Below are 23,100 nucleotides of genomic sequence, written 5' to 3'. Positions count from 1 at the left end.
TTGTAGCAAGAATCTAATGTGCTACAACGCCCGTTATTAGTTATTAGTTATTCGTTATAATCCGAGTAACGTGCGATTTGGATCATTTCCGCCAAACAGCATCAAAGTCGGATTTTCCAGCATTTGTTTTACTTTAACGAGGAAGCCTACTGATTCGCGGCCATCGATGATGCGGTGATCGTATGAAAGGGCGACGTACATGATTGGGCGCACTTCAATTTTTCCATCAACTACAACTGCACGTTCAACTATGTTGTGCATTCCTAAAATTGCTGATTGTGGTGGATTGATTATCGGTGTTGAAAGCATTGAACCAAAAACACCACCGTTAGTTATGGTAAAAGTTCCACCGGTCATTTCTTCTAAAGTAATTTTTCCATCACGGGCTTTTGTTGCAAGTTCATTCACTGCAGTTTCAATCTGAGCAAGCGATTTGCTTTCAGCATTACGGATCACAGGAACCATCAGACCTTTCGGCGCGCTTACCGCTATTCCAATATCGCAGTAATCATGATAAACAAGTTCAGTTCCGTCAATTTGTCCATTAACAGCAGGAAATGACAGCAATGCTTCACAAACAGCTTTTGTAAAAAATGACATAAAGCCTAACCCTACACCATGCTTCTCTTTGAAAACATCCTTGTATTGTTTTCTGATTTTCATAATGGCACTCATATCAACTTCGTTGAATGTTGTGAGCATTGCAGTTTCCTGTTTCACTGCAACCAAACGTTCAGCAACTTTTTTACGAAGCATTGTCATTTTCTCACGACGAACATTTCTTCCGCCACGTGTACTCATGTCAATGATATTCGGATTAAGTACATCTGCTTTTGTAATTCTTCCGCCTTTACCTGTGCCTTCTATCTTGTCAGCAGCAATTCCTTTTTCACGAAGAATTTTTTCTGCAGCAACTGAAGGAACACCTTCAGCATATGTCTTTTCAGAAACAGGTTGATCTTTTTTTACTGTTACAGGTTCTTCTTTGGTTTTAGTTGCAGACTGAGGTTTTGATTCTGCTTTTGTTTCAACTTTCGCTTCAACTTTTTCTTCGGTTTTGGCGGCTGGCTTTTCACCTTTTGCTTCCGTATCAATTGAACAAACAACTGAACCTACAGCAATTGTCTCCCCTTCTTTTGCAAGGATCTTAATTACACCTGAAGCTTCTGCATTTAAAGTCAAGGTTGCTTTATCTGAATCAATCTCACATAACTCTTCATCCTTTTCAACATAATCGCCGTCTTTCTTGATCCATTTAGCAATTTGTACTTCCGTTATTGATTCACCCGGACTTGGTACTTTCATTTCAACTACTGACATAACTTCGAAAATTATAGGTATAATAATTATTTTTTAAACGCTTCTGCTAATAACTCTTTTTGTTCACGCTCATGAGCTTTGTAACTACCGGTGGCCGGACTAGCACTTTCCGGCCTGGAGATAACTCTGAATGGCATTGTTCCATTCGTCATTCGCAATATGTACGACCAGGCACCCATGTTTACAGGTTCTTCCTGCAGCCATACCCAATCTTTTGCATTCTTATATTTTGCTTTAATGTTATTCAATTTCTCAACAGGGAATGGATACAATTGTTCCATTCTGATTAAAGCAACAGTATTCAACTGATCTTTTTCTTTTTGTTCAAGTAAATCATAATACACTTTTCCTGAACAAACGATAACTCTGGACACTTTTGCTGCATCAGCAGAACTGTCGTCGATGAGTTCTTCAAAATGGCCTTTGGCAAGATCATTCATGGAAGAAGTACATCGTGGATGACGAAGCAAACTTTTCGGCGTGAAGATCACAAGTGGTTTACGAAACGGTCTGTGCAACTGACGACGCAACACATGAAAGAAATTCGCTGGAGTTGTACAATTTACGATCTGTAAATTATTTTCCGCACATAAATTCAGATAACGTTCTATTCGTGCACTTGAATGCTCTGCACCTTGTCCCTCATAACCATGCGGCAACAAAAGCACAATACCATTCATCCGGTTCCACTTATCTTCTGCACCGCTGATATATTGATCAATGATGATCTGTGCGCCATTATTAAAGTCACCGAATTGTGCTTCCCAGATCACAAGTGAATTAGGAGTTGGCAAAGCATAACCATATTCAAATCCCAAAACAGCATATTCAGAAAGCAGTGAATTGAAAATTCTGAACGGCGCCTGTTTACCACTTTCAATATGATTTAGCGGAGTAAATTGCTCTTCGGAATCCTCCATCTGTATTACAGCATGACGATGCGAAAAAGTTCCCCGCTCTACATCCTGTCCTGTGAAACGAACCGGAAATCCTTCATTCAACAACGAACCATAAGCAAGTAATTCGCCCATTGCCCAATCCAGACGGTTTTCTTTCACCATCTTCTTTCTGTCTTCAAATAACTTTACCGTTTTAGTAAAGAATTTTTTATCGCCCGGAAGAGATGTAATTTTTTCTGCAATAGTGTTTAGTGTTTTAAGATCAACACCTGTTTCAGGACTCATTTTAAAATCGTCAGGCGTTGAAAGGCGTAATCCTTTCCAGCTACCTTCTGCATATTCAGAAACGGGTTTGTTCTTCACAAGCTTTGCAACATCAAGGCTGTTCTGCAACATGTCACGGAAAGATTTTTCCATTTCCCGTGCGAGATTCGCTTCGACTTCGCCTTGCGATAAAAGTTTTTCATTGTAGATCTCTCTTGCATTTTTATGCGCAGCTATTGCTTTGTATAAAAGCGGCTGTGTAAAACGAGGTTCGTCACCTTCGTTATGACCATATTTTCTGTAACCAAGAATATCGATAAAAACATCGCGATGAAATTTCTGACGGAATTCCATAGCAAGTTGTATTGTATAAACAAGCGCTTCTACATCGTCGCCATTCACATGGAAGACCGGAGATAGCGTCACCTTAGCAACATCAGTACAATATGTACTTGATCTGCCATCAGTATAATTAGTTGTAAATCCGATCTGATTATTCACAACCATGTGAATTGTTCCACCGGTACGATAACCTTTCAGCAATGACATTTGTATCACTTCATACACAACTCCTTGTCCTGCAATTGCAGCATCACCATGAATGAGAATCGGAGCTATCTGATTTTCATCGCCACCCGGTGTATTATCAATTTTAGAACGTACGATTCCCTGAACGACAGGATCAACAGCTTCAAGATGCGAAGGATTAGGTGCAACACTCAGGTGAATATCTTTTCCTAAAGAAGTCTGAACATCACTTGAAAAACCAAGATGATATTTTACATCACCGGAAAATTCATGCTCATCATATTCCAACCCTTCGAACTCAGTAAAAATTTCTTTATATGTTTTTCCCATGATGTTCGCCAACACATTCAGGCGGCCACGATGCGACATACCGATCACAAATTCTTTTATTCCCATTTCTGCACCGCATTCAATAACTTCATCGAGTGCAGGAATAAGTGTTTCGCAACCTTCAAGAGAAAAACGTTTCTGACCAACAAATTTTGTATGAAGAAAATTTTCGAAGGCAACGGCTTCATTTAACTTAGAAAGAATTCTGCGTTTTTTTATCGATTGAAAACGGAGCTGTGTTCTTACTGCTTTCCATTTTCTGTTCAAGCCAGTCAACAATTTCCGGAGTCCGGATATATTTATATTCAGCACCAACACTTGCACAATACGTCTGATCAAGATGTGCTATAATACTTCTGAGAGTAGCCGGTCCAATTCCGAGCAATGATCCGGAATGAAAAGTTGAATCAAGATCTGACTCATTTAATCCGAAATTAGAGATCTCAAGTGTCGGAGTATATTGTCTTCTTTCACGAACAGGGTTCGTTTTTGTGAAAAGATGTCCGCGTGAACGATATCCGTTGATCAGGTTGATGACATTAAATTCTTTCTGAACATTTTCCGGAATAACATCCGAAGTAGAATGACCATTCTCTGCGAAATTTGTCCGTGCAAAATCGAATCCATCGAAAAATTTCCGCCAGCTTTCCGTCACATTCGCCGGATCGTTACGAAACTGTTTGTATAAGTCGTCTATCTGAGCAACATCAGCGCTTCCTAAATATGAAAATCTGTCCATTTACCTTTCTTCAATTGAAGGTGCAAAGGTACAAATTCATCTGTACATGGAAATAAGTTTTGTTCAAGGTTCAAAGTTCAAAGTTCAAAGTTCAAAGTTGGCTTCGTAGGCGCCTACGAAGCCAACTTTGAACTTTGAACTTTGAACTTTGAACCTTGACCTTCGGTCACCACCCCAAAACCCACCCAAACATCAACGGCGCCACAATAGAAGCATCCGATTCGACGATGAATTTTGGTGTTTTGATATCGAGTTTTCCCCAGGTTATTTTTTCATTGGGAACTGCTCCTGAATAAGAGCCGTAACTTGTAGTAGAGTCGCTGATCTGACAGAAATAAGACCAGAATGGAACATCATGCCATTCAAGATCCTGATACATCATTGGTACAACGCAGATTGGAAAATCACCGGCAATACCGCCACCGATCTGAAAAAATCCAACTCCTTTTCCACCTGAATTTTGTCTGTACCAGTCAGCCAGCCAAACCATATATTCAATACCACTTTTCATAGTGGTCGCTTTCATTTCTCCTTTGATCACATACGATGCAAAAATGTTTCCCATTGTAGAATCTTCCCAACCCGGAACTACGATAGGCAGATTTTTTTCTGCTGCAGCAAGCATCCATGAATTTTTAGGATCGATTTCGTAATATTGTTTCAAATCACCTGATAACAACATTTTGTACATATATTCATGTGGAAAATATCGTTCACCGCTTTTCTCAGCATCGTTCCAGACTTTGAAAATATGTTTCTGCAAACGACGAAAAGCTTCTTCTTCCGGAATACAAGTGTCTGTTACACGATTGTAATGATTTTCTAAAAGATCCCACTCTTCCTGCGGACTTAAGTCGCGGTAATTAGGAACTCGTTTATAGTGATTGTGTGCAACAAGATTCATAATGTCCTCTTCAAGGTTCGCACCAGTACAAGAGATGATCGAAACTTTATCCTGACGGATCATTTCAGCAAGTGAGATACCCAACTCAGCAGTACTCATGGCACCGGCAAGAGTGATCATCATCTTACCACCTTCATCCAGATGAGTAACATAACCTTTAGCAGCATCCATCATAGCAGCTGCATTGAAATGGAGATAATTTTTCTCCATGAATTGTGATATTGGGCCTTTTGACATTTTAATTTTTTATTGGGTGACGAAAATAATAAATCCGGCTGAAATGAGCCGGATTTATTTTGAAGAAAAATAATTTCAAGATCTGGCTTATTGCCTTTTCTTTAATAAAACGAGATAAGTAGGAAAGTGATCGCTATACCCTGAAATATAATTATCAAAATCATAAGTTCGTTTTGGGTATCCTTTATACTTGCCGTCTGTTTGCAACATCCAGGGTTTACTGAAGATATGAGCATCTCTGAAGAAAAAACCATTCTGATCCTTACTTAAAAATCCGCTTGATACCATGATCTGATCAAACAAATTCCAGCTATCATTATAAGCAAGTGTTCCTATACCTTGCTGATATGGTTCAACCCATGGATTAAACATTCCACCACGTTCAACTTTGTCTTTGTTTCCTTTTGCGCCTATAACCTTTGCGACACTTGGGCTAACAGGATCATCATTTAAATCTCCCATCAGAACAATTTTAGTATCAGGATTTATTGCAGTTAAAGAGTCAATTTTTCTTCTGCAAACTTCTGCTGCCTTCGCACGACCGGGAGCACTTACTTCTTCCCCGCCACGACGTGAAGGCCAGTGACCAACCATGACGAAAAGATCTTCACCATCATATTTACCGTGTACAAAAAGAATATCACGTGTAAATCGTGGAGTTCCATCAGTATCAAAAAGCGGAACGAAGAGCGTTTCGCTTCCTATTACCGTAAAGTATTTTGGATTGTAGAGCATTGCAACATCAATTCCTCTGACATCAGGTGAATTATAGTGGACGATCTGGTAATTACGACTCTTAAGCAATGGATGATTTACAAGATCGCGCAACACAGCTTCATTTTCCACTTCCGCATGTCCAATGATAGAAAGACCATCAGGAGAAATATCAGTTCCAATTTGCGAAAGAACTTTCGCAAGATTTCCGATCTTATCCCAATAAATTTCGCTCGTATATCTTTTTGTACCAGAAGGCAAGTATTCTGCATCATTAATATCAGGATCATCGATCGTATCGAACAAGTTTTCCAGATTATAAAAGCCCAAAAGCCCGACTTTATAATTTACTTTCTGAGCTCCTGCGCTTGATAGAATCACAACACAAAGAACTGCGAGAATTATTCTTAATCTCATCTATTGTTTTTTTGAATGGGTGACAAACATACAAAAACGATTGTCTTTGAAAGTAGAATCAAGGTGAATATTTTATTAAAGCTAAGCAATCAAAATAAAACAGCAGTCAACACACATATTCTTTCAAAAACCAAAGTACTGAACTATTTCAGGTCAAATGTTAAATTGAAGTCAATTCAATGTCATTTTTGCGAATAAACCGGAACAAAGTTGCTGATTCACAATAGCTTATTACGATTATATGAATAAATCTCTTACATTAGAGGTCTTTTGCTAAATTGATTAGCTTTGTCACCCCAAAAATATTTCTAATACCAATTTAACGAAACTATGAGTTTAATCAAAAAACTACTTTTCACTTTTATCTTTCTAATTCCTGCATTTGCATTTGCGCAAACAGGTAATATAAAAGGAGTCTTAAAAGATGAATTGAATCAGCCTATCAATAAGGCCAAAGTGATGGTGCAAGGAACAAGCATCGAAACACAAACTGATTCTACCGGTTCTTATGAACTGAAAGGTGTTCCTTATGGAAATCAAACGATAGTTGTTTCTGACGGGAATGCAGACCTCCTGACTGAATCAATTGTTGTGGATAAGCCTTCGATGGACAAGACATTTGTTGTTGTTGCCAATCCGATTACAGAAACCAATGATCTTCCTACCATTTCTCTTGCCGATGATGAAATCAGAGAAAGTGCTTCATCCAATGTATCAAGTGTGCTTTCAGCAGGACGCGATCCATTCAATTCCGCTTCAAGTTTCGTTTTCAGCATTGCACGTTTCCGTGTCCGCGGATATGATGGCGATAACGCTCCCGGTTACATGAACGGGGCTGTTGTAACAGATCTTGCAAATGGCCGTGTTGAATTTAACATCTGGTCAGGATTAAATGATGTTGTTCGCTCACGTGATAATTCACTTGGATTAAGTCCTGCAAATTTTGCATTTGGCGGAATTGGCGGCGGTTCAAGTATTGATAGCCGTGCATCTAAGCAACGTAAACAATTTTCAATTGCATATGCTTCTTCAAACCGCGTTTACGATAATCGTCTTGTCGTTACATACGGTTCAGGAGTAAGCGCAAAGGGCTGGTCATATTCTGTATCAGGTTCACGTCGTTGGGCAGATGAAGGATATATTCCCGGAACATTCTACGATGGAACTTCATTCTTTGGTTCGGTAGAAAAAAGCATCAACAAATCTCATTCATTGTCACTGACAGCATTTGGTGCACAAACAAAATCAGGAAGAAGTACAGCAGTTGTTCAGGAGATGTATGACCTCGCAGGATCAAATTATTACAATCCACTTTGGGGATATCAGGACGGAAAGAAAAGAAATGCATCAGTTGGAAATAATTTTCAACCAATAGCTATTCTTTCTCACGAATGGAAATTCAACGAAAAGTCATCACTTGAAACAGCAGTTGCTTATCAAACAGGAAAAAATACAATTTCAGGAATTGACTGGTACAATGCCGCTGACCCAAGACCGGATTATTATCGTTACCTCCCAAGTTTTGACCCTGCTTATGGCGACAATCCGGATGCATATGCAAAAGATTCTACAATGCTTGCAAATTTGTTGAGCTCAAATGAATCAATGCGTCAGATCAACTGGGACAAGATATATGAAGCAAATCAACTTCATGACACAGCAAAATATGTTATTTCAAACAGAGTAACTGATGCAGACCGTTTTAGTTTTAATTCAACATTTAATTCTGAGATCAACGACAAGCTGACATTTACTGCGGGTCTATCATATCAGAAACAAGATCTGAATTATTACAAAGAAGTTGAAGATCTTTTAGGCGGAAAATATTTTGTAGATTTAAATCAGTTTGCCGATCAGACGTCAATTGAAGACTCTTCAATAGTTCAGAATAATCTTGACAATCCAAATCAGAGAATAGGAGAAGGTGATAGATACGGTTACGACTACGTAGCTCATTTGCAAAAAACATCACTTTGGGCACAGGGAATGTGGAAGTATACAAAAGTAGATTTCTTCCTTGCAGGACAGTTTACGATGGACGAATTCTATCGTACAGGTAATGTACGGAATGGAGTATTTGCTGACGACTCATATGGCGATTCAAAAAAACAAAGTTTCACAAATCCGGCATTCAAAGGCGGAGTGACTTATAAATACAATGGCCGGAATTATTTTTATGTGAACGGTGCTTATATTAACCGTGCACCTTTGTTTGAAAACACATACGTTTCACCACGTACACGTGCTCTTGCAGTGAAAGATATTAAGAATGAAAAGATCACATCTGTTGAAGGTGGATACCTTTTCCGTGCTCCAAGAGTAAAAGCCCGCGCTACAGCTTATATGACACAGTTTGACGACATCACAGATACCCGTTCTTTCTATCATGGCGACTTCAAAACTTTCGTAAACTACACTTTGACAGGAATTTCAAAAACTCATTCAGGTTTAGAACTTGCTGTTGATGCGCAATTAGGTAAAGGATTCAGTGCTGCTGCAGTAGCATCAATCGGTCAGTATATCTTCAGTGACCGTATGAATGCAACAATCACACAGGATAACAAAGACACAATATTAGCAGAGAACGAAGTTGTTTATTCAGAAAACCTTCGTGTATCAGGTGGTCCTCAATCAGCTTATACACTTGGATTGACTTATCGTTCAAAGCAATACTGGACAGTGAATGTTAATTTCAACTACTTCGATAATATCTATACAGATTTCAATCCGGCGCGCCGTACTTTATCAGCTCTTGATCTGGTAGACAGCAATTCACCGAAATTTGCACAGATCCTCGGACAGGAAAAACGTGATGGACAGTTTACAATGGATGTATCAGCATTTTATTCATGGAAATTAAACAACAGATTCAAATCACTTAAGAAAAACACATTCCTTGTATTCAATTTAGGAGTTACAAATATTCTTGACAATCAGGAATTGACATCATGGTCATTCGAACAATTACGTTTCGATAATGAAGAGCATGATGTTAACACTTTCCCTGCAAAATATGCATACTCTTTCGGAGCATCTTATTTTGCCAGCATTACATTGCGTTTTAATTAATCCTCAGAAAAAAAAACAAAACATTATATCTAACAAATGAAAAGATCAACTCAAATCCTTCGCTCAATCATCTTAATGATGTTTACAGCGGTTATGTTCACTTCTTGTGTTAAGAAGGAATATGATGATTTATCAACTGCCAATGTAGATCCGGCAATTACAGTTACTCATTCGATAAAACAATTACAAGCGTATGCAACAGGTTCTGTTGGTGTGTTAATCACTTCAGATATCGTTGTAGCAGGTATTGTAGTTGGTGATGATGCATCCGGAAACATCTACAAAAAAATGATCCTTCAACAGGATTCTTCAGGAATCGCTATTGCAGTAGATGTTACTAACTTTAATACAGATTACCCAATCGGTCGCCGTGTATTTGTGAAATGTAAAGGACTTTACATTTCTAATAACGGTGGAAATTTTGAACTTGGAACTTCGCCGACAAATCCTGTTGGAAGAATTCCTGCAAATTTATTAGGCCAGTATCTTGTAAAAGGACAATGGGGTTTAAGTATCACTCCAAAAGTTTATGATCTTGCAACTGCAGAAGATTTCCCACTTGACATCCCGACAAACACATTAGTTAGATTTGAGAATGTAGAATTCGCTCCGGGAAGTTATGGCAAAACATATGCGCCAACATCAGGTTCAAATTTGACTATCAACAATTGTATGCCTAGTCCAAATCAAATGATTGTTTACTCATCTAACTTCTCAACTTTCGCTATGGCTCAATCGCCAACAGGAAATGGAAGTATTCAGGGTATATACACGATCTACAACAACGATGCTGAATTGCAGATTCGTGATCTTTATGATGTAGACATGCCAAATGCACGTTGCGACGGAACTTTCGGAACAACAACCCTTATGACAATTGATTCTGTTCGTTCGCTTTTAGGGGGAACTGTTCCTGCAGGAAGAAGAATTAAAGGAATTGTTACTTCTGATTATTCAACAGGAATGTTGACAAGCAGCAATCTTTATCTTCAGGATAGCACAGGTGGAATATATATTCACTTTGACGATCCGCATACATTTGCTGTTGGAACAGAACTTGAAGTTATTGTTAGCGGGTTTCCGGTAAGTACATATCAGGGCGTTCTTCAATTAGCTACAGTTGGTCTTGGGTATGCACTCCCTTTAAGCATTAATAATGTTGTGACACCAAGAGTAGCTACCGTTGCTGATCTGATCACAAATTATAATTCTTGGGAAGGACAATTGGTAAAAGTTAATACAGCTACCATTGCCGGTTCTTCTACAACTTATGGATTTGGTGTCAATAACATTAATGATGGAACAGGTTTGATTCAATTATATGTTTCGAACTTTGCATCCTTCTCTGGTGATACTTATCCAACAGATACAGTATCGGTTACAGGAATTCTTACACAGTTCAACGGAACTAAAGAGATCATCATCAGAAATACACTTGATGTTCAATAAAAGAGTTATCTAATTTTGTGAAGGGCTTCCGGAAGGGGGCCCTTTTTTTGTGTGAAATGGACAACGCTTAGTATTTCCCGCAGAGTTGCGCTGAACACGCAGAAAATCCGCAGAAATCTCTTCGAGATTGAAATGAAAGCTTTCTGACAGTCGTATTTATTTTACATAAAAAAATAACATAACATTTCTGATCCCGCAGAGATCTCTGCGAATTTTCTGCGGGATCTGCGAGTTCTGCGGGAAAAAATTTCTGTGTGTTTTTCTCCCGCAGATCTCACAGATCCCGCAGATTTTTCGCAGATTATTTTAATAAAAATTTAAGACTCATGTCCAAAAACGCTTTCGGGTTTTCCGCATGCACCTAATGCCCGGCATCAACGGAACTAAAGAGATCATCATCAGAAATACACTTGATGTTCAATAAAAAAGTTATCTAATTTTGTGAAGGGCTTCTGGAAGGAGGCCCTTTTTTTGTGTGAAATGGACAACGCTTAGTATTTCCCGCAGAGTTGCGCTGAACACGCAGAAAATCCGCAGAAATCTCTTCGAGATCGCAAATAAATAATTCTGAAATCTGTGTAATAATTATAAAAAGGTGCTGGACATTTCTGATCCCGCAGGGATCTCTGCGGATTTTCTGCGGGATTTGCGAGATCTGCGGGAAAGAATTTCTGTGTGTTTTTCTCCCGCAGATCCCGCAGATTTTTCTCAGATTATTTTAATAAAAATCTGAGACTCATGTCCAAAAACGCTTTCGGGTTTTCCGCATGTACCCAGTGCCCCGCATCAGGAACAGTTTCAATTTTCACATTTGAAAATCTTGTCTTTATTAATTCTTCCTGTTCAGGTTGAATGTATCCAGATCGTTCTCCCTTTAAAAACAAAGTAGGAACTTCGATAACTTTTGTTCCGGGCAAAGCTTCACCAACCATTTCAATATTCTCTTCTATCTCCTGCAAACCGAAACGCCAGTCGAGTTGTGTTTCAGTTTTCCAGTATAAATTTTTCAGAAGGAATTGAATAGTACCATCATCGTTTAAAGATTCTTTTAATTTTTCTTCGGCTTCCTTTCTGCTCTTTATCTCATTCAAATTAAGAGAATGCAAAGCAGACAAAACTGATTGGTGATGCTGCGGATAATAAGCAGGTGAAATATCAGCGACGATCATTTTATTTATCAGTTCCGGATATTCAAGTGCAAAATACATAGCAGTTTTTCCACCCATTGAATGGCCGATAACATCTGCTTTGTTCAGGTTTTCATCCTGCATCAGAATTTTAAGATCGTTCGCCATGAAATCATAGGAGAAATCAAAACTATGTTCACTTCGGCCATGATTTCTCTGGTCGATGAGATATGCACAAAAACCATTTTCAGCAAATGCCTTCGACAAAGTAGACCAATTGTCTCCTATTCCGAACAATCCGTGCAGGATCAGAAGTGGTTTTCCTTCGCCGACTTTTTTAAAATATAGTTTCATTTCAATTGACGTAAATATAGTTGAACAGTATTTTCAAGACCAAAATATAATGCATCAGAGATCAAAGCGTGTCCGATGGAAACTTCTAAAAGCTGTGGAATATTTTGCGCAAAATATTTCAGATTCTCCAGACTCAGATCATGTCCTGCATTAATTCCCAATCCAAGTTCAACAGCTTTTTTTGCAGCAGTGATGTACGGAGCGATTGCTTTTGCTTTATCAATTGAATAATGACTTGCATAAGCTTCAGTATACAATTCAACTCTGGATGTTCCGGTTTCTTTTGCATGCAGCATCATTTCAGGATCCGGATCTATGAAAACAGAAGAACGTACTCCATACGAATGAATTTCCGCTATACAATCTTGCAAAAATGTTTTTTGTTCACGTGCGTTCCAGCCTGCATTAGATGTAAGTACATGTGGCGGATCAGGAACAAGTGTTGCCTGCGCAGGTTTAATTTCTTTAATGAGTTGCAAAAAATCTTTTGATGGATAGCCTTCGATATTGAATTCAGTTTTAACAACAGGTTTCAGATCATACACATCTTTCCTGCGAATGTGTCTTTCATCAGGGCGTGGGTGAATTGTAATTCCTTCAGCACCGAATTTCTCGAGGTCAACTGCAATTTTTATCAGGTCAGGCACATTTCCTCCGCGTGCATTGCGCAGGGTTGCGATCTTGTTGATATTTACACTTAGTTTCGTCATTGCATCATCAGTAAAATGTAAAAATCAGTATAAAGATCGGAAATGAAAAGGAATGGTACACAAGTTGTTGTATATTGGTGAAAACAAAACGATTAAAAGAAATTGAATAAAATTGCATAAAAATCTCAAACTGATAAAATTGCGTAAGTTTGAAACCCGAAGTAGATCTGTAAACCTTATTTTCAGATAATCGTAAACGAATACCCACTATGATTGCGAAAGAACTGATTAATGATTCATACCCACCTCTAAAACTGAGTGACACCGGTTTGAAGGCTTTGAACTGGATGGAAGAATTCCGCCTGGAACATTTACCTATTGTTGATGGCGTGAATTATATTGGACTTGCAAATGAAGAAGATATTTTAAAACTCAGTTCACTTGATCAGCCGCTTGCAATACACAAGCTTCCATTGATCAGGCCATTTGTGAAATTCAATAAACCTGTTTTCGAAGTTGTAAAAATAATTTCAAAAGATAAGCTTACTATCATTCCTGTTCTGGATGAAGCTGATCATTATATCGGCCTGATCACATTAGCTGATATTTTAAAACATTACGCCGACAGTGGAATCTTTGAAGATGCAATGGGTGTGATCGTACTTGAAGTAAGCGCAAAGAGTTATTCTTTGAGTGAGATAGCAACACTTGTTGAAGCAGAAGGTGCAAAGATCATGAGTAGTTATATGACACCAAATCCCGAAAATGAAACTTTTGATCTGACTTTGAAAATAAATCAGCAGGAGCTTTCAAGAATTCTTGCTTCATTTAACCGTCGCGGATTTTATGTAAAAGAATTTTATCATCAAAGCGAATTTATCGATAGTATGCAATCCAGATATGATTCACTTATGAATTACCTGGGGATATGATCAGACATGCGGACATGCCAGACAATTTTCATATTCTTTTCACTCCTCTTTTCAGCAAACTTTTCTAAAGGTGCGACTGAATTAATTTCCGATACTACAAATACTACTGTTGATTCAGCATCGGTTTTATTAATAACAGATCAGATTGTACTGATCGGAAACAAGATCACAAAACCAAGGATCATTTATCGCGAACTTACTTTTAAAGCGGGAGATACAATTTCACTGAAAGATATCAGTCTACGCATCAAGCGGAGTGAGGAGAACCTTCACAATACATCCTTATTTAATTCAGTAAAGATCACATGGCTTCAGGAAAAAGATAAAGTAAATTTTTATATATTGGTAACTGAACGTTGGTATGTATTCCCTTTGCCAATTTTTGAAATTGCCGAAAGAAATTTTAATGTGTGGTGGGAAACTAAAGATTTTTCAAGAGTTATTTATGGCGGGACATTAAACTGGTATAATTTCAGAGGAAGAAATGAAGTACTTGCTGTTACAGCACGATTAGGATACACACAACGGTTGAGTTTTTATTACAGTCTGCCCGCTCTTACAAAAGGTCAAAAATCCGGACTTACATTCAGTCTGGCGTATTCAAGAAATCATCAGACATCCATAAGCACACAAGAAAACAAGATCGTTTATTATAAAGATTCAGAAATTTTTACACGTAGAGAAGCAGGTGGATCGATTGTATATTCATACAGACCGGGATTGAATGTTACACATAATTTTGAAGTTGCTTATCGTCACGCTGATGTTGAAGATACAGTTGTTACTCTGAACCCGAATTATTTTGCAGGTAGTAACGAAGTAAATTATACCACTTTACGATATTTTCTTAAAATTGAACACAGAGATCTTGCAGTATATCCTTTGAAAGGAAATTATTTTGATATTGAATTAATAAAAAACGGACTGGGATTTCTGAATGATGATATAGATCTTTCTTATGCAGTTACTCATTATAAACATTTCTGGCCTTTGAGTAAACGTTTTCATGCCGGAGCCGGACTGAGTGCAAAATATTCTTTTCAATCTAAGATGCCATATTATTTTACAAAAGGTCTCGGTTACAGTCGCGATTTTATAAGAGGTTATGAATATTATGTAATGGACGGAGAGCACTTTGCATTGATGAAAACAGGAATAAAATTCACATTGCTTCCAAAGAAAGAAGTGTACGCATCATTTATTCCACTTAATAAATTTGCAACAATACCTTTTGCGTTCTACCTGAATCTCTTTTCCGATTTCGGATATGTCAGTGATTCACAATTCAAAGAGACAAACTTTCTGAATAATAGCTGGCAATATGGTTATGGGGCAGGTATAGATTTTGTTACTTATTACGATATGATTTTCAGACTTGAATTTTCCCGTAACAAATTAGGAGAATCAGGATTTTTTCTTCATTTTACATCACCAATTTAGAAATGCACAGTCATCAGACTTCATGAAAATATGTATTTACGGTCGTCCCGGTATCGGTAGTCAGGGCGAACTCACAGAAGGAATTATCAGCATACTTATCAAAGGTGGACATACTGTATCCATGCATAAGCCATATTATGATTTCATGCGGACTCAGGCTAAGTTGCCACTATCAGTAGAGTGCATTGAAAGCGGCAAAGATCTTTCGGGTAATACCGATTTTCTTTTTAGCATCGGTGGCGATGGAACTCTGCTTGATACAATATTCCTTGTCAAAGAATCGAATGTTCCTGTTGTAGGAATTAATGCCGGCAGACTAGGATTTTTAGCTTCTATTTCGAGAGAGAATCTTGAAATGGCAATTGAAAGTCTTGCAAAAGGACACTATGCAATTGATGCACGAACGCTGCTTCGTCTGGAAACCAATCATCCGATTTTTGAAGGAGAAAATATTGCGCTTAACGAATTTACTATTCATAAGAAAGAGACTTCAAGTATGATCACCATTCATACTTATCTGAACGGAGAATATCTGAATTCTTACTGGGCCGATGGAATCATGATCTCCACTCCTACCGGTTCAACAGGATATAATCTGAGTTGCGGCGGACCCATCATTGTTCCGCAATCCGAATCATTTGTGATCACACCAATTGCACCACACAACCTGACGGTCAGACCTATTGTTGTATCCGATAAAAATGTGATCTCACTGGAAGTTGAGGGCCGGAGCCAGCATTTCATGGCAACACTGGATTCACGCTCTGCAACAATTGATAGCAGCTTTCAGCTTGCCATCAGGAAAGAAGCCTTTAATATAAATCTGGTCCGATTGAATTCCGAAAATTTCCTTAACACTTTGAGGAAAAAGTTAAACTGGGGTCTGGACACAAGAAACTGAAAATAATGGGATTACTTTGTAAGAGAAATCCAAGGAAAAAATAAAAAAATAGTGGAACATCCTTACCTTTATCTAACGTATAGGTGTTCATATTTTTAATTTATTATATTTGCCCATCTCACGCTAACTCATGAAGAAAGCATTACTAGTTATAATATCTGTTATCCTTCTGATTCCATCCGTTTCAGAAGCCCAGAGATGGAAGCGTCAGCGCTATGAATTCAGTTTTGGCGCAGGAATCAGCAATTTCTTAGGCGAATTAGGAGGAGCAAACCAGATAGGAACGCATTATTTTAAGGATCTTGAATGGTCGATGACCCGTCTTGCACTGTCAGTTGGACTACGATATAAACTGAGTAATTATTTTGCATTGAAATCTCATTTGAGTTATGGACGTGTTGCCGGAGATGATAAGCTAACAACAGAATATTTCCGAAACTATCGGAACCTCGATTTTTACTCTGACATATACGAATTCAACCTGAACTTTGAAGGTGCATTCCAGCAGGAACAAGTTGGTCACCGGTACAGGTTGAGAAAAGTAAAAGGGATGAAGGGCTATGAGATTTATACCTACGCTTTTGTTGGCGCCGGAGTATTTTATTTCGATCCAAAGACCAATTATCAGGGTAATGTCGTCCGTCTGCAGCCATTAGGAACAGAAGGTCAAGGCTTTATCGCTACCCGAACGAAATACTCATTGATTCAATTATGCGTTCCTGTGGGGATCGGTTTTAAATATACTCTTGACAGAAGCTGGGGTGTTGGTCTTGAACTTGGCATCAGAAAAACTTTCACTGATTACATTGACGATGTAAGTACAACTTATTTCGATTTCAGCAATTATTCTGGCACAAATCCACTATCTGCGCAACTTTCTGATCGCTCAAATCATTCAGTTCAATTTATTACTGATCCAGGAGCACAGCGAGGAGATCCCCGTGAAAACGACTCATACATGGTTGCGATTTTCAGCTTAAATTACAAGCTAACAAACGGAAGAGGAAATTTGCCACGATTCTGATCATTCAATTTTTCGGTTCAAAAGCCGTTAACTGACTTCTGTACCCATCCTATTCATGCCGATCCGATTTATAAAATATTGCCTCATTGCGATTCTATTTGCCTCATTTTCAAATGTTAAAGCGCAATACAATGAATTTGGAATAATGATCGGCGCCTCTAATTATAAAGGGGAACTTTCCGCTCATACATTCAATACCGATTTCCTACATCCCGCTTTCGGCGCTTTTTACAGGCATAACTGGGATCGCCGCTGGAGCTGGAAGCTTGAATTAAATTATGGAAAGATCTCAGGAGACGATGCCTATGCAAAGACTGCCTATGAAGTCGACAGAAATCTCCATTTTGAAAGCAATATTCTGGAACTCTCGCCTCAGATAGAGTTCAATTTTTTGCCTTACGAAACAGGACGGCCCGACTATCCATTTACACCCTATATTTTTACAGGAATCAGTATTTTCACATTTAATCCGAAAGCCTATTTTGGTGACGATCTGATCGAATTACAACCTTTAGGTACTGAAGGTCAGGGAATAAATGGAACCAAAAAGTATAAGAGGACAGCAATTGCAATTCCTATCGGAGGTGGGTTAAAATTCAATGTCGGCCGCTTTGGGGTTGGAATTGAAGTGGAGCCCGTCGGTCGTATTCTGACTATATTGATGATGTAAGCACAACATACCCCTGATCCTGCTCTCCTGCAGGCAGCAAATGGAACCGTTGCGATGATCATGTCAAACAGGTCATTTATCTACAACGACCCAACTTTAATTCAGCCCACCTTTAATTACAAGCAACGCGGAAATTCGACAAATAAAGATTGGTTCGTATTTGGTGGAGTCACCATCTATTTCCGATTGACAAGTTTTTTGAAAGATATTTGTAAACCGTTCAAGTTCAGGAGATACTGACAGAACTGGTGAGTAGTAAGTAGTGAGTGGTAATTAGCACAGCTTTCTTATTTCACAGAAATTCTCATTAACAAATTGCCTTAAAAAGCTCAATTGAAATTGATACTCGACCCTTTTACGAGCATTGCTACTCACCACTTACCAATTACTACTCACTAAAAAACTATTAACACATTTTATCACTCCAACTCCTTAAAAAAGAGGGCTATTTTATTAACTTGCGCCGCTTTCTAATTTTGCAAATGAGTCTAAAAGATCAGATAAATACAGAAAAATTGCCTCAGCATGTTGCTATCATCATGGATGGTAATGGCCGTTGGGCAGAGCGCCATGGTGAACAAAGAGTTTTTGGTCATCAAAATGGTGTTAAATCTGTTCGTGATACTACAGAAGCAGCTGCAGAACTGGGTATTAAATTTTTGACACTTTATGCTTTCTCCACAGAGAACTGGAATCGTCCGGTAGAGGAAGTGAATGCATTGATGGAATTATTAGTCCATACGATAGCTCAGGAAAAAGAGACATTGAATAAAAATAACATCAGGTTATTAGCCATCGGTGATCTTGATTCACTTCCGGGAAATTGTCAGGCAGAATTAGCAGAAGCGATTAAAGACACATCTAAAAATACCAGAATGAGTCTTGTTCTTGCATTGAGTTATTCTTCACGCTGGGAGATCACCAATGCAATGAAAAAAATTGCAGCAGGTATAAAAACCGGAACAATTTCACCGGAAAACATTGATGAGAAACTTATCTCATCATCACTTACTACGAATGGAATTCCTGATCCTGAATTAATGATCAGAACCAGTGGCGAAACGCGCATCAGTAATTTTCTTTTGTGGCAGCTCGCTTATACAGAATTATATTTTACAGAAAAATTATGGCCTGAATTCACTAAAGAAGAATTTTACAAAGCCATCCTTGACTACCAAAACCGGGAAAGAAGATTCGGAATGGTAAGTGCACAAATCTCCCCCACTAAATGATAAAACGCTTTCTGGCAGTAATTGCCCTGACTATCTCTGTCTTTACCGCTTCGGCACAAGTACAGATCGGCGGTGAAACCCAATCGATCGACTACGGAAATCCGGGTACGTATGTAATTGGCGGTGTTGTTATCACAGGCACAAAATATCTTGATGAAAATGTTTTGATCAGTATTTCCGGATTAACAGTTGGAGATTCTCTTGAAGTTCCAAGTGAAAGAACATCTGACGCAATAAAAAATCTCTGGAAGCAAGGATTATTTTCTGACATTCAGATTCTGGTTCAGAGAATTCAGGGAAAAACAATTTTTCTTGAACTTAAATTAACTGAACGTCCAAGACTTTCTTCTTTTAAATTTAATGGTGTCAGTAAATCTGATGCAGATAAAATTCGCGAGAAAATAAAACTTGAACGCGATAAAGTCGTAACCGAAAGTGTACTGGCTTCTACAAAAACTGCTGTGGTAGATTTTTATATTGAGAAAGGATACCTTAATGCAACAGCTGAAGTACGCGAAGTAAAAGATTCAACTTTTGCAAACAGAGTTGTATTGATCATCGACGTTGATAAAAAGAACAGGATCAAGATCCATAGTCTTGAATTCGAAGGCAACACTTATTTCTCCGACAAAAAACTTCGTAAGGCTATGAAAGAAACGAAGGTGAAGAAATGGTATAAGATCTTTACTTCTTCAAAGTTCCTTGACGAAAAATATCAGGAAGATAAAGCAAAGGTTATAGCAAAGTATACCGATAAAGGATATCGTGATGCCAAGATCGTAAGCGATACAGTTTTCAAACACGATGAAAAAACAGTTGATATCCGGATCACAATTGATGAAGGGAAACAATATTATTTCCGCAATATCACATGGGTTGGAAATATCAAATACACATCTCACGTTTTAGATTCAATTCTTGGAATCAGAAAAGGTGATATTTACGAAGGAAGTGTACTTGATGAAAGGTTATTCATGAACCAGAGTGGCCGTGATATTAGTTCGCTTTATATGGACGATGGATATCTTTTCTTTTCAGTAACACCTGTTGAAGTAAATGTAGAGAATGACAGTATCGATCTTGAAATGCGCATCTATGAAGGTAAGCAGGCACGCATCAATAAAGTAACTGTTGTAGGAAATGTAAAGACAAACGATCGCGTGATCATGCGGGAGATCCGTACAAAACCGGGTGAGTTATTTTCAAGAGAGAAAATTATCCGTACACAAAGAGAACTTGCGCAATTAGGATATTTTGATCAGGAAAAACTTGGCGTTAATCCAAAACCTAATCCAATTGACGGAACTGTTGATATAGAGTATACAGTAGAAGAAAAACCTTCAGATCAATTAGAACTTTCAGGAGGTTATGGTTCTAATCAGCTTGTTGGAACGCTTGGTCTTTCATTCAACAATTTCTCTGCAAGAAATATTTTTAACGGCGCATCATATTCGCCATTGCCTTCCGGTGACGGACAAAAATTGAGTTTGCGTGCGCAAACGAATGGAAAATATTATCAATCTTATAATGCTTCTTTTACTGAGCCTTGGCTAGGTGGAAAAAAACCGAATTCATTAAGTGTTTCCATCTTCCGATCTATTCAATCGAATGGTGTTTCAAAAGGTGAATTAAATCGTCAGTCAATTGAGATCACAGGAGCTTCAGTTGGATTAGGTAAACGTCTGAAAAAACCGGATGATTATTTCACAAATTATATTGAAGCAAGTTATCAGTATTACGTATTGAACAATTATGGCGGAACATTTCTTTTCGCAAACGGTTATTCGAATAACCTGAGTTTCCAGGAATCCATTTCAAGAAACTCTGTTGATGCACCGATCTATCCGAGAACAGGTTCTACTGTATCGCTTACTCTTCAGTTTACATTGCCATATTCTTTATTCAACGACATTGATTATAGAACAGCGACAGATGCAGAGCGGTATAAATTCATTGAATATCACAAATGGAAGTTTTCTTCCAGCTGGTTTACGAAACTTGCAGGTAATCTGGTCCTGAACACAAAAATCCAATATGGCTTCTTAGGCTTATATAATCGAAATGTGGGTGCTTCGCCATTTGAGCGATTCTATCTTGGTGGTGACGGATTAAGCGGTTATGCACTGGATGGACGGGAAATTATCGCTTTAAGAGGTTATGCAAACAACTCTGTGACTCCGCGGAATGCCAACAATGCACAGGTCGGTGGCACAATCTTTGACAAATACACTTTAGAATTAAGATACCCACTTTCATTGAATCCATCAGCAACTATTTATCTCCTTGCTTTCGCAGAAGGCGGAAATTCCTGGTTAAAGTTTAATGAATTTAATCCGTTCAGCGCTAAACGTTCTGCGGGTATGGGTGTCAGAATTTATCTTCCGGTATTTGGTTTACTCGGTTTGGATTGGGGTTACGGATTTGATGAAATTCCGAATGATCCGGGTGTAAATAAAGGCCAATTCCACTTCTCAATTGGACAACAGTTTTAAATTCATAAATTTGATTCCCATGAAAATGACAAGCAAAAAAACATCCGTTATGAAACGAATGAATATGGTAAAAGGAATTATTGCTTTCGCAGCGATTGCAATACTTTCAATGGGCACTGCCAACGCTCAGAAATATGCGTATGTGAACAGTGAATATATTTTAGAAAATATTCCTGAATACAAAACAGCGCAACAAACACTTGACAATTTATCGTTGACCTGGCAAAAAGAGATCGAAGATAAATACGCTATCATCGACAAATTATACAAAGCTTATCAGGCGGAACAAGTTCTTTTAACAGAAGAAATGAAAAAACGTCGTCAGGATGAGATCACTTCAAAAGAAAAAGATGTAAAGGATCTTCAGAAACAACGCTTTGGTTACGATGGTGATCTTTTCAAAAAGAAACAAGAAGTGGTGAAGCCGATCCAGGATAAGATCTACAATGCTGTAAAGAAAATGGCAACGGATCAAAGTTATGCTGTGATCTTTGACAAATCGAGTGATCTGATCATGTTGTATACAAATCCAAAATACGACAAGAGTAATGATATCCTTTTAGCAATGGGCTACAAACCGGCACAAGCTGCAACGAAAGAAGCAAAAGGAAGCGCTCCGTCTGGCACTACAACACCTAGAACTCCGACGAGAGAAAATAAGGATGCTGATCAACCTAAAAAATAATTTAAACCTATATTACCACTATTATGAAAAAACAAATGTTGTTTGCGGCAATCGTAATGTTATTCTCAGGAATGACAGCAGTTGCTCAGACTTTAAAATTCGGGCATATCGATTCAGGAGCCTTGATTCAGTTAATGCCGCAAACAAAATCAGCGGATAGTACATTAAAAAGATTCGGTGAGTCTTTGGATGGACAATTGAAAGCGATGACTGCAGAATACCAGTCGAAACTTCAATCGTATCAGTCAAAAGCAGATTCTTTACCTGATGCGATCCGCGCAACTAAAGAAAAAGAGTTAACTGATCTTGGGCAAAGAATCCAGGATTTCCAGCAGACAGCTCAGGAGTCTATCCAAAGCAAAAAGCAAGAGATCTACGGTCCGATATTAAAGAAAGCAGAAGATGCGATCAAAGAAATTGCCAAAGAAAAAAGTTACTCTTATATCTTTGACACAAGTCTGGGATCAGTGATCTTTGCACAGGAAGGTGACAACATTATGCCACTGGTAAAAGCTAAATTAGGAATCAAATAATATTTTCGTCTAACCGAAATGAAAGGGCCGCTTCGAAATGAAGCGGCTTTTTTTATGGCAATTTTTTATTTTCTTTCAAAATGATTGTAAAACCTTACCATTATACAATCTATCTTTCATTTATTAATTCAATTATCAAATTGAATTTTTGATTTCTATTCTGATCGTACGATTAAACATTTTCAAAAAA

Annotated in this window: 16 protein-coding genes and 1 pseudogene; 11 read left to right on the top strand and 6 right to left on the bottom strand. The window is 38.2% G+C overall.

All coding sequences use genetic code 11. The features are described from left to right. Positions 1–54: 54 nt before the first annotated feature. The 4 genes and pseudogenes from odhB to IPL24_10040 form a co-directional block, all read right to left on the bottom strand. Positions 55–1,320 (bottom strand): 2-oxoglutarate dehydrogenase complex dihydrolipoyllysine-residue succinyltransferase, encoded by a 1,266-nt coding sequence (gene odhB / locus IPL24_10055; protein MBK8364005.1) that lies wholly within the window; start codon positions 1,318–1,320, stop codon positions 55–57. A gap of 26 nt (positions 1,321–1,346) precedes the next feature. Beyond that, positions 1,347–4,080: pseudogene (locus IPL24_10050) on the bottom strand (2-oxoglutarate dehydrogenase E1 component). Positions 4,081–4,246: 166 nt separating this feature from the next. Next, complete coding sequence (locus tag IPL24_10045) at positions 4,247–5,221, bottom strand: deoxyhypusine synthase family protein (GenBank protein MBK8364004.1); 975 nt, start codon at positions 5,219–5,221, stop codon at positions 4,247–4,249. An 87-nt stretch (positions 5,222–5,308) separates the two neighbouring features. After that, a complete protein-coding gene (locus tag IPL24_10040; GenBank protein ID MBK8364003.1) occupies positions 5,309–6,352 on the bottom strand; it encodes an endonuclease in 1,044 nt (347 codons plus the stop codon). 330 nt (positions 6,353–6,682) lie between these two features. On the opposite strand from IPL24_10040, the gene IPL24_10035 reads away from it, so the two are divergent. Both IPL24_10035 and IPL24_10030 read left to right on the top strand, forming a co-directional pair. Beyond that, positions 6,683–9,421 carry a TonB-dependent receptor gene (locus IPL24_10035; protein MBK8364002.1) on the top strand — a complete coding sequence of 913 codons (2,739 nt, stop codon included), beginning with the start codon at positions 6,683–6,685 and terminating at the stop codon, positions 9,419–9,421. A 36-nt stretch (positions 9,422–9,457) separates the two neighbouring features. Further along, positions 9,458–10,870: a hypothetical protein gene (locus tag IPL24_10030; GenBank protein MBK8364001.1), complete on the top strand. Its 1,413-nt coding sequence runs from the start codon at positions 9,458–9,460 to the stop codon at positions 10,868–10,870. Between the two features lie 713 nt (positions 10,871–11,583). On the opposite strand, the gene IPL24_10025 is transcribed toward IPL24_10030, so the two are convergent. After that, positions 11,584–12,351, bottom strand: a complete 768-nt coding sequence (locus tag IPL24_10025) for an alpha/beta fold hydrolase (GenBank protein MBK8364000.1) — start codon at positions 12,349–12,351, stop codon at positions 11,584–11,586. Then, the gene (locus IPL24_10020; GenBank protein ID MBK8363999.1) at positions 12,348–13,061 is read right to left on the bottom strand and encodes a pyridoxine 5'-phosphate synthase; all 714 of its coding nucleotides are present in this window, start codon (positions 13,059–13,061) and stop codon (positions 12,348–12,350) included. Before IPL24_10020 ends, IPL24_10025 begins: the two co-directional genes overlap by 4 nt. Before the next feature lie 209 nt (positions 13,062–13,270). Here IPL24_10020 and IPL24_10015 point away from each other — a divergent pair, with 209 nt between their 5' ends. The 9 genes from IPL24_10015 to IPL24_09975 all read left to right on the top strand — a co-directional run bounded on the left by IPL24_10015 (position 13,271) and on the right by IPL24_09975 (position 22,910). Further along, positions 13,271–13,933 carry a CBS domain-containing protein gene (locus IPL24_10015; protein ID MBK8363998.1) on the top strand — a complete coding sequence of 221 codons (663 nt, stop codon included), beginning with the start codon at positions 13,271–13,273 and terminating at the stop codon, positions 13,931–13,933. Positions 13,934–13,939: 6 nt separating this feature from the next. Continuing rightward, positions 13,940–15,373 carry a hypothetical protein gene (locus tag IPL24_10010; GenBank protein MBK8363997.1) on the top strand — a complete coding sequence of 478 codons (1,434 nt, stop codon included), beginning with the start codon at positions 13,940–13,942 and terminating at the stop codon, positions 15,371–15,373. 22 nt (positions 15,374–15,395) lie between these two features. Further along, entirely contained in the window at positions 15,396–16,274 is an 879-nt protein-coding gene (locus IPL24_10005) for an NAD kinase (GenBank protein MBK8363996.1), read from the top strand. Positions 16,275–16,404: 130 nt separating this feature from the next. After that, a complete protein-coding gene (locus IPL24_10000) occupies positions 16,405–17,298 on the top strand; it encodes a hypothetical protein (protein MBK8363995.1) in 894 nt (297 codons plus the stop codon). A gap of 55 nt (positions 17,299–17,353) precedes the next feature. After that, positions 17,354–17,968 (top strand): outer membrane beta-barrel protein, encoded by a 615-nt coding sequence (locus tag IPL24_09995; protein MBK8363994.1) that lies wholly within the window; start codon positions 17,354–17,356, stop codon positions 17,966–17,968. A gap of 482 nt (positions 17,969–18,450) precedes the next feature. Continuing rightward, entirely contained in the window at positions 18,451–19,200 is a 750-nt protein-coding gene (locus IPL24_09990; protein MBK8363993.1) for an isoprenyl transferase, read from the top strand. Beyond that, positions 19,197–21,692 (top strand): outer membrane protein assembly factor BamA, encoded by a 2,496-nt coding sequence (gene bamA, locus IPL24_09985; protein MBK8363992.1) that lies wholly within the window; start codon positions 19,197–19,199, stop codon positions 21,690–21,692. Before IPL24_09990 ends, bamA begins: the two co-directional genes overlap by 4 nt. Positions 21,693–21,756: 64 nt before the next feature. Further along, positions 21,757–22,377: an OmpH family outer membrane protein gene (locus IPL24_09980; GenBank protein MBK8363991.1), complete on the top strand. Its 621-nt coding sequence runs from the start codon at positions 21,757–21,759 to the stop codon at positions 22,375–22,377. Positions 22,378–22,400: 23 nt separating this feature from the next. Continuing rightward, positions 22,401–22,910 carry an OmpH family outer membrane protein gene (locus IPL24_09975; GenBank protein ID MBK8363990.1) on the top strand — a complete coding sequence of 170 codons (510 nt, stop codon included), beginning with the start codon at positions 22,401–22,403 and terminating at the stop codon, positions 22,908–22,910. The last annotated feature ends 190 nt before the right edge of the window (positions 22,911–23,100 follow it).

Source organism: Bacteroidota bacterium (assembly GCA_016711505.1).
In the GTDB taxonomy this organism is placed as follows: Bacteria; Bacteroidota; Bacteroidia; order AKYH767-A; family 2013-40CM-41-45; genus JADKIH01.
Note: the sequence above shows the minus strand (reverse complement) of the source record. Positions and strands in the feature narration are given on the sequence as shown.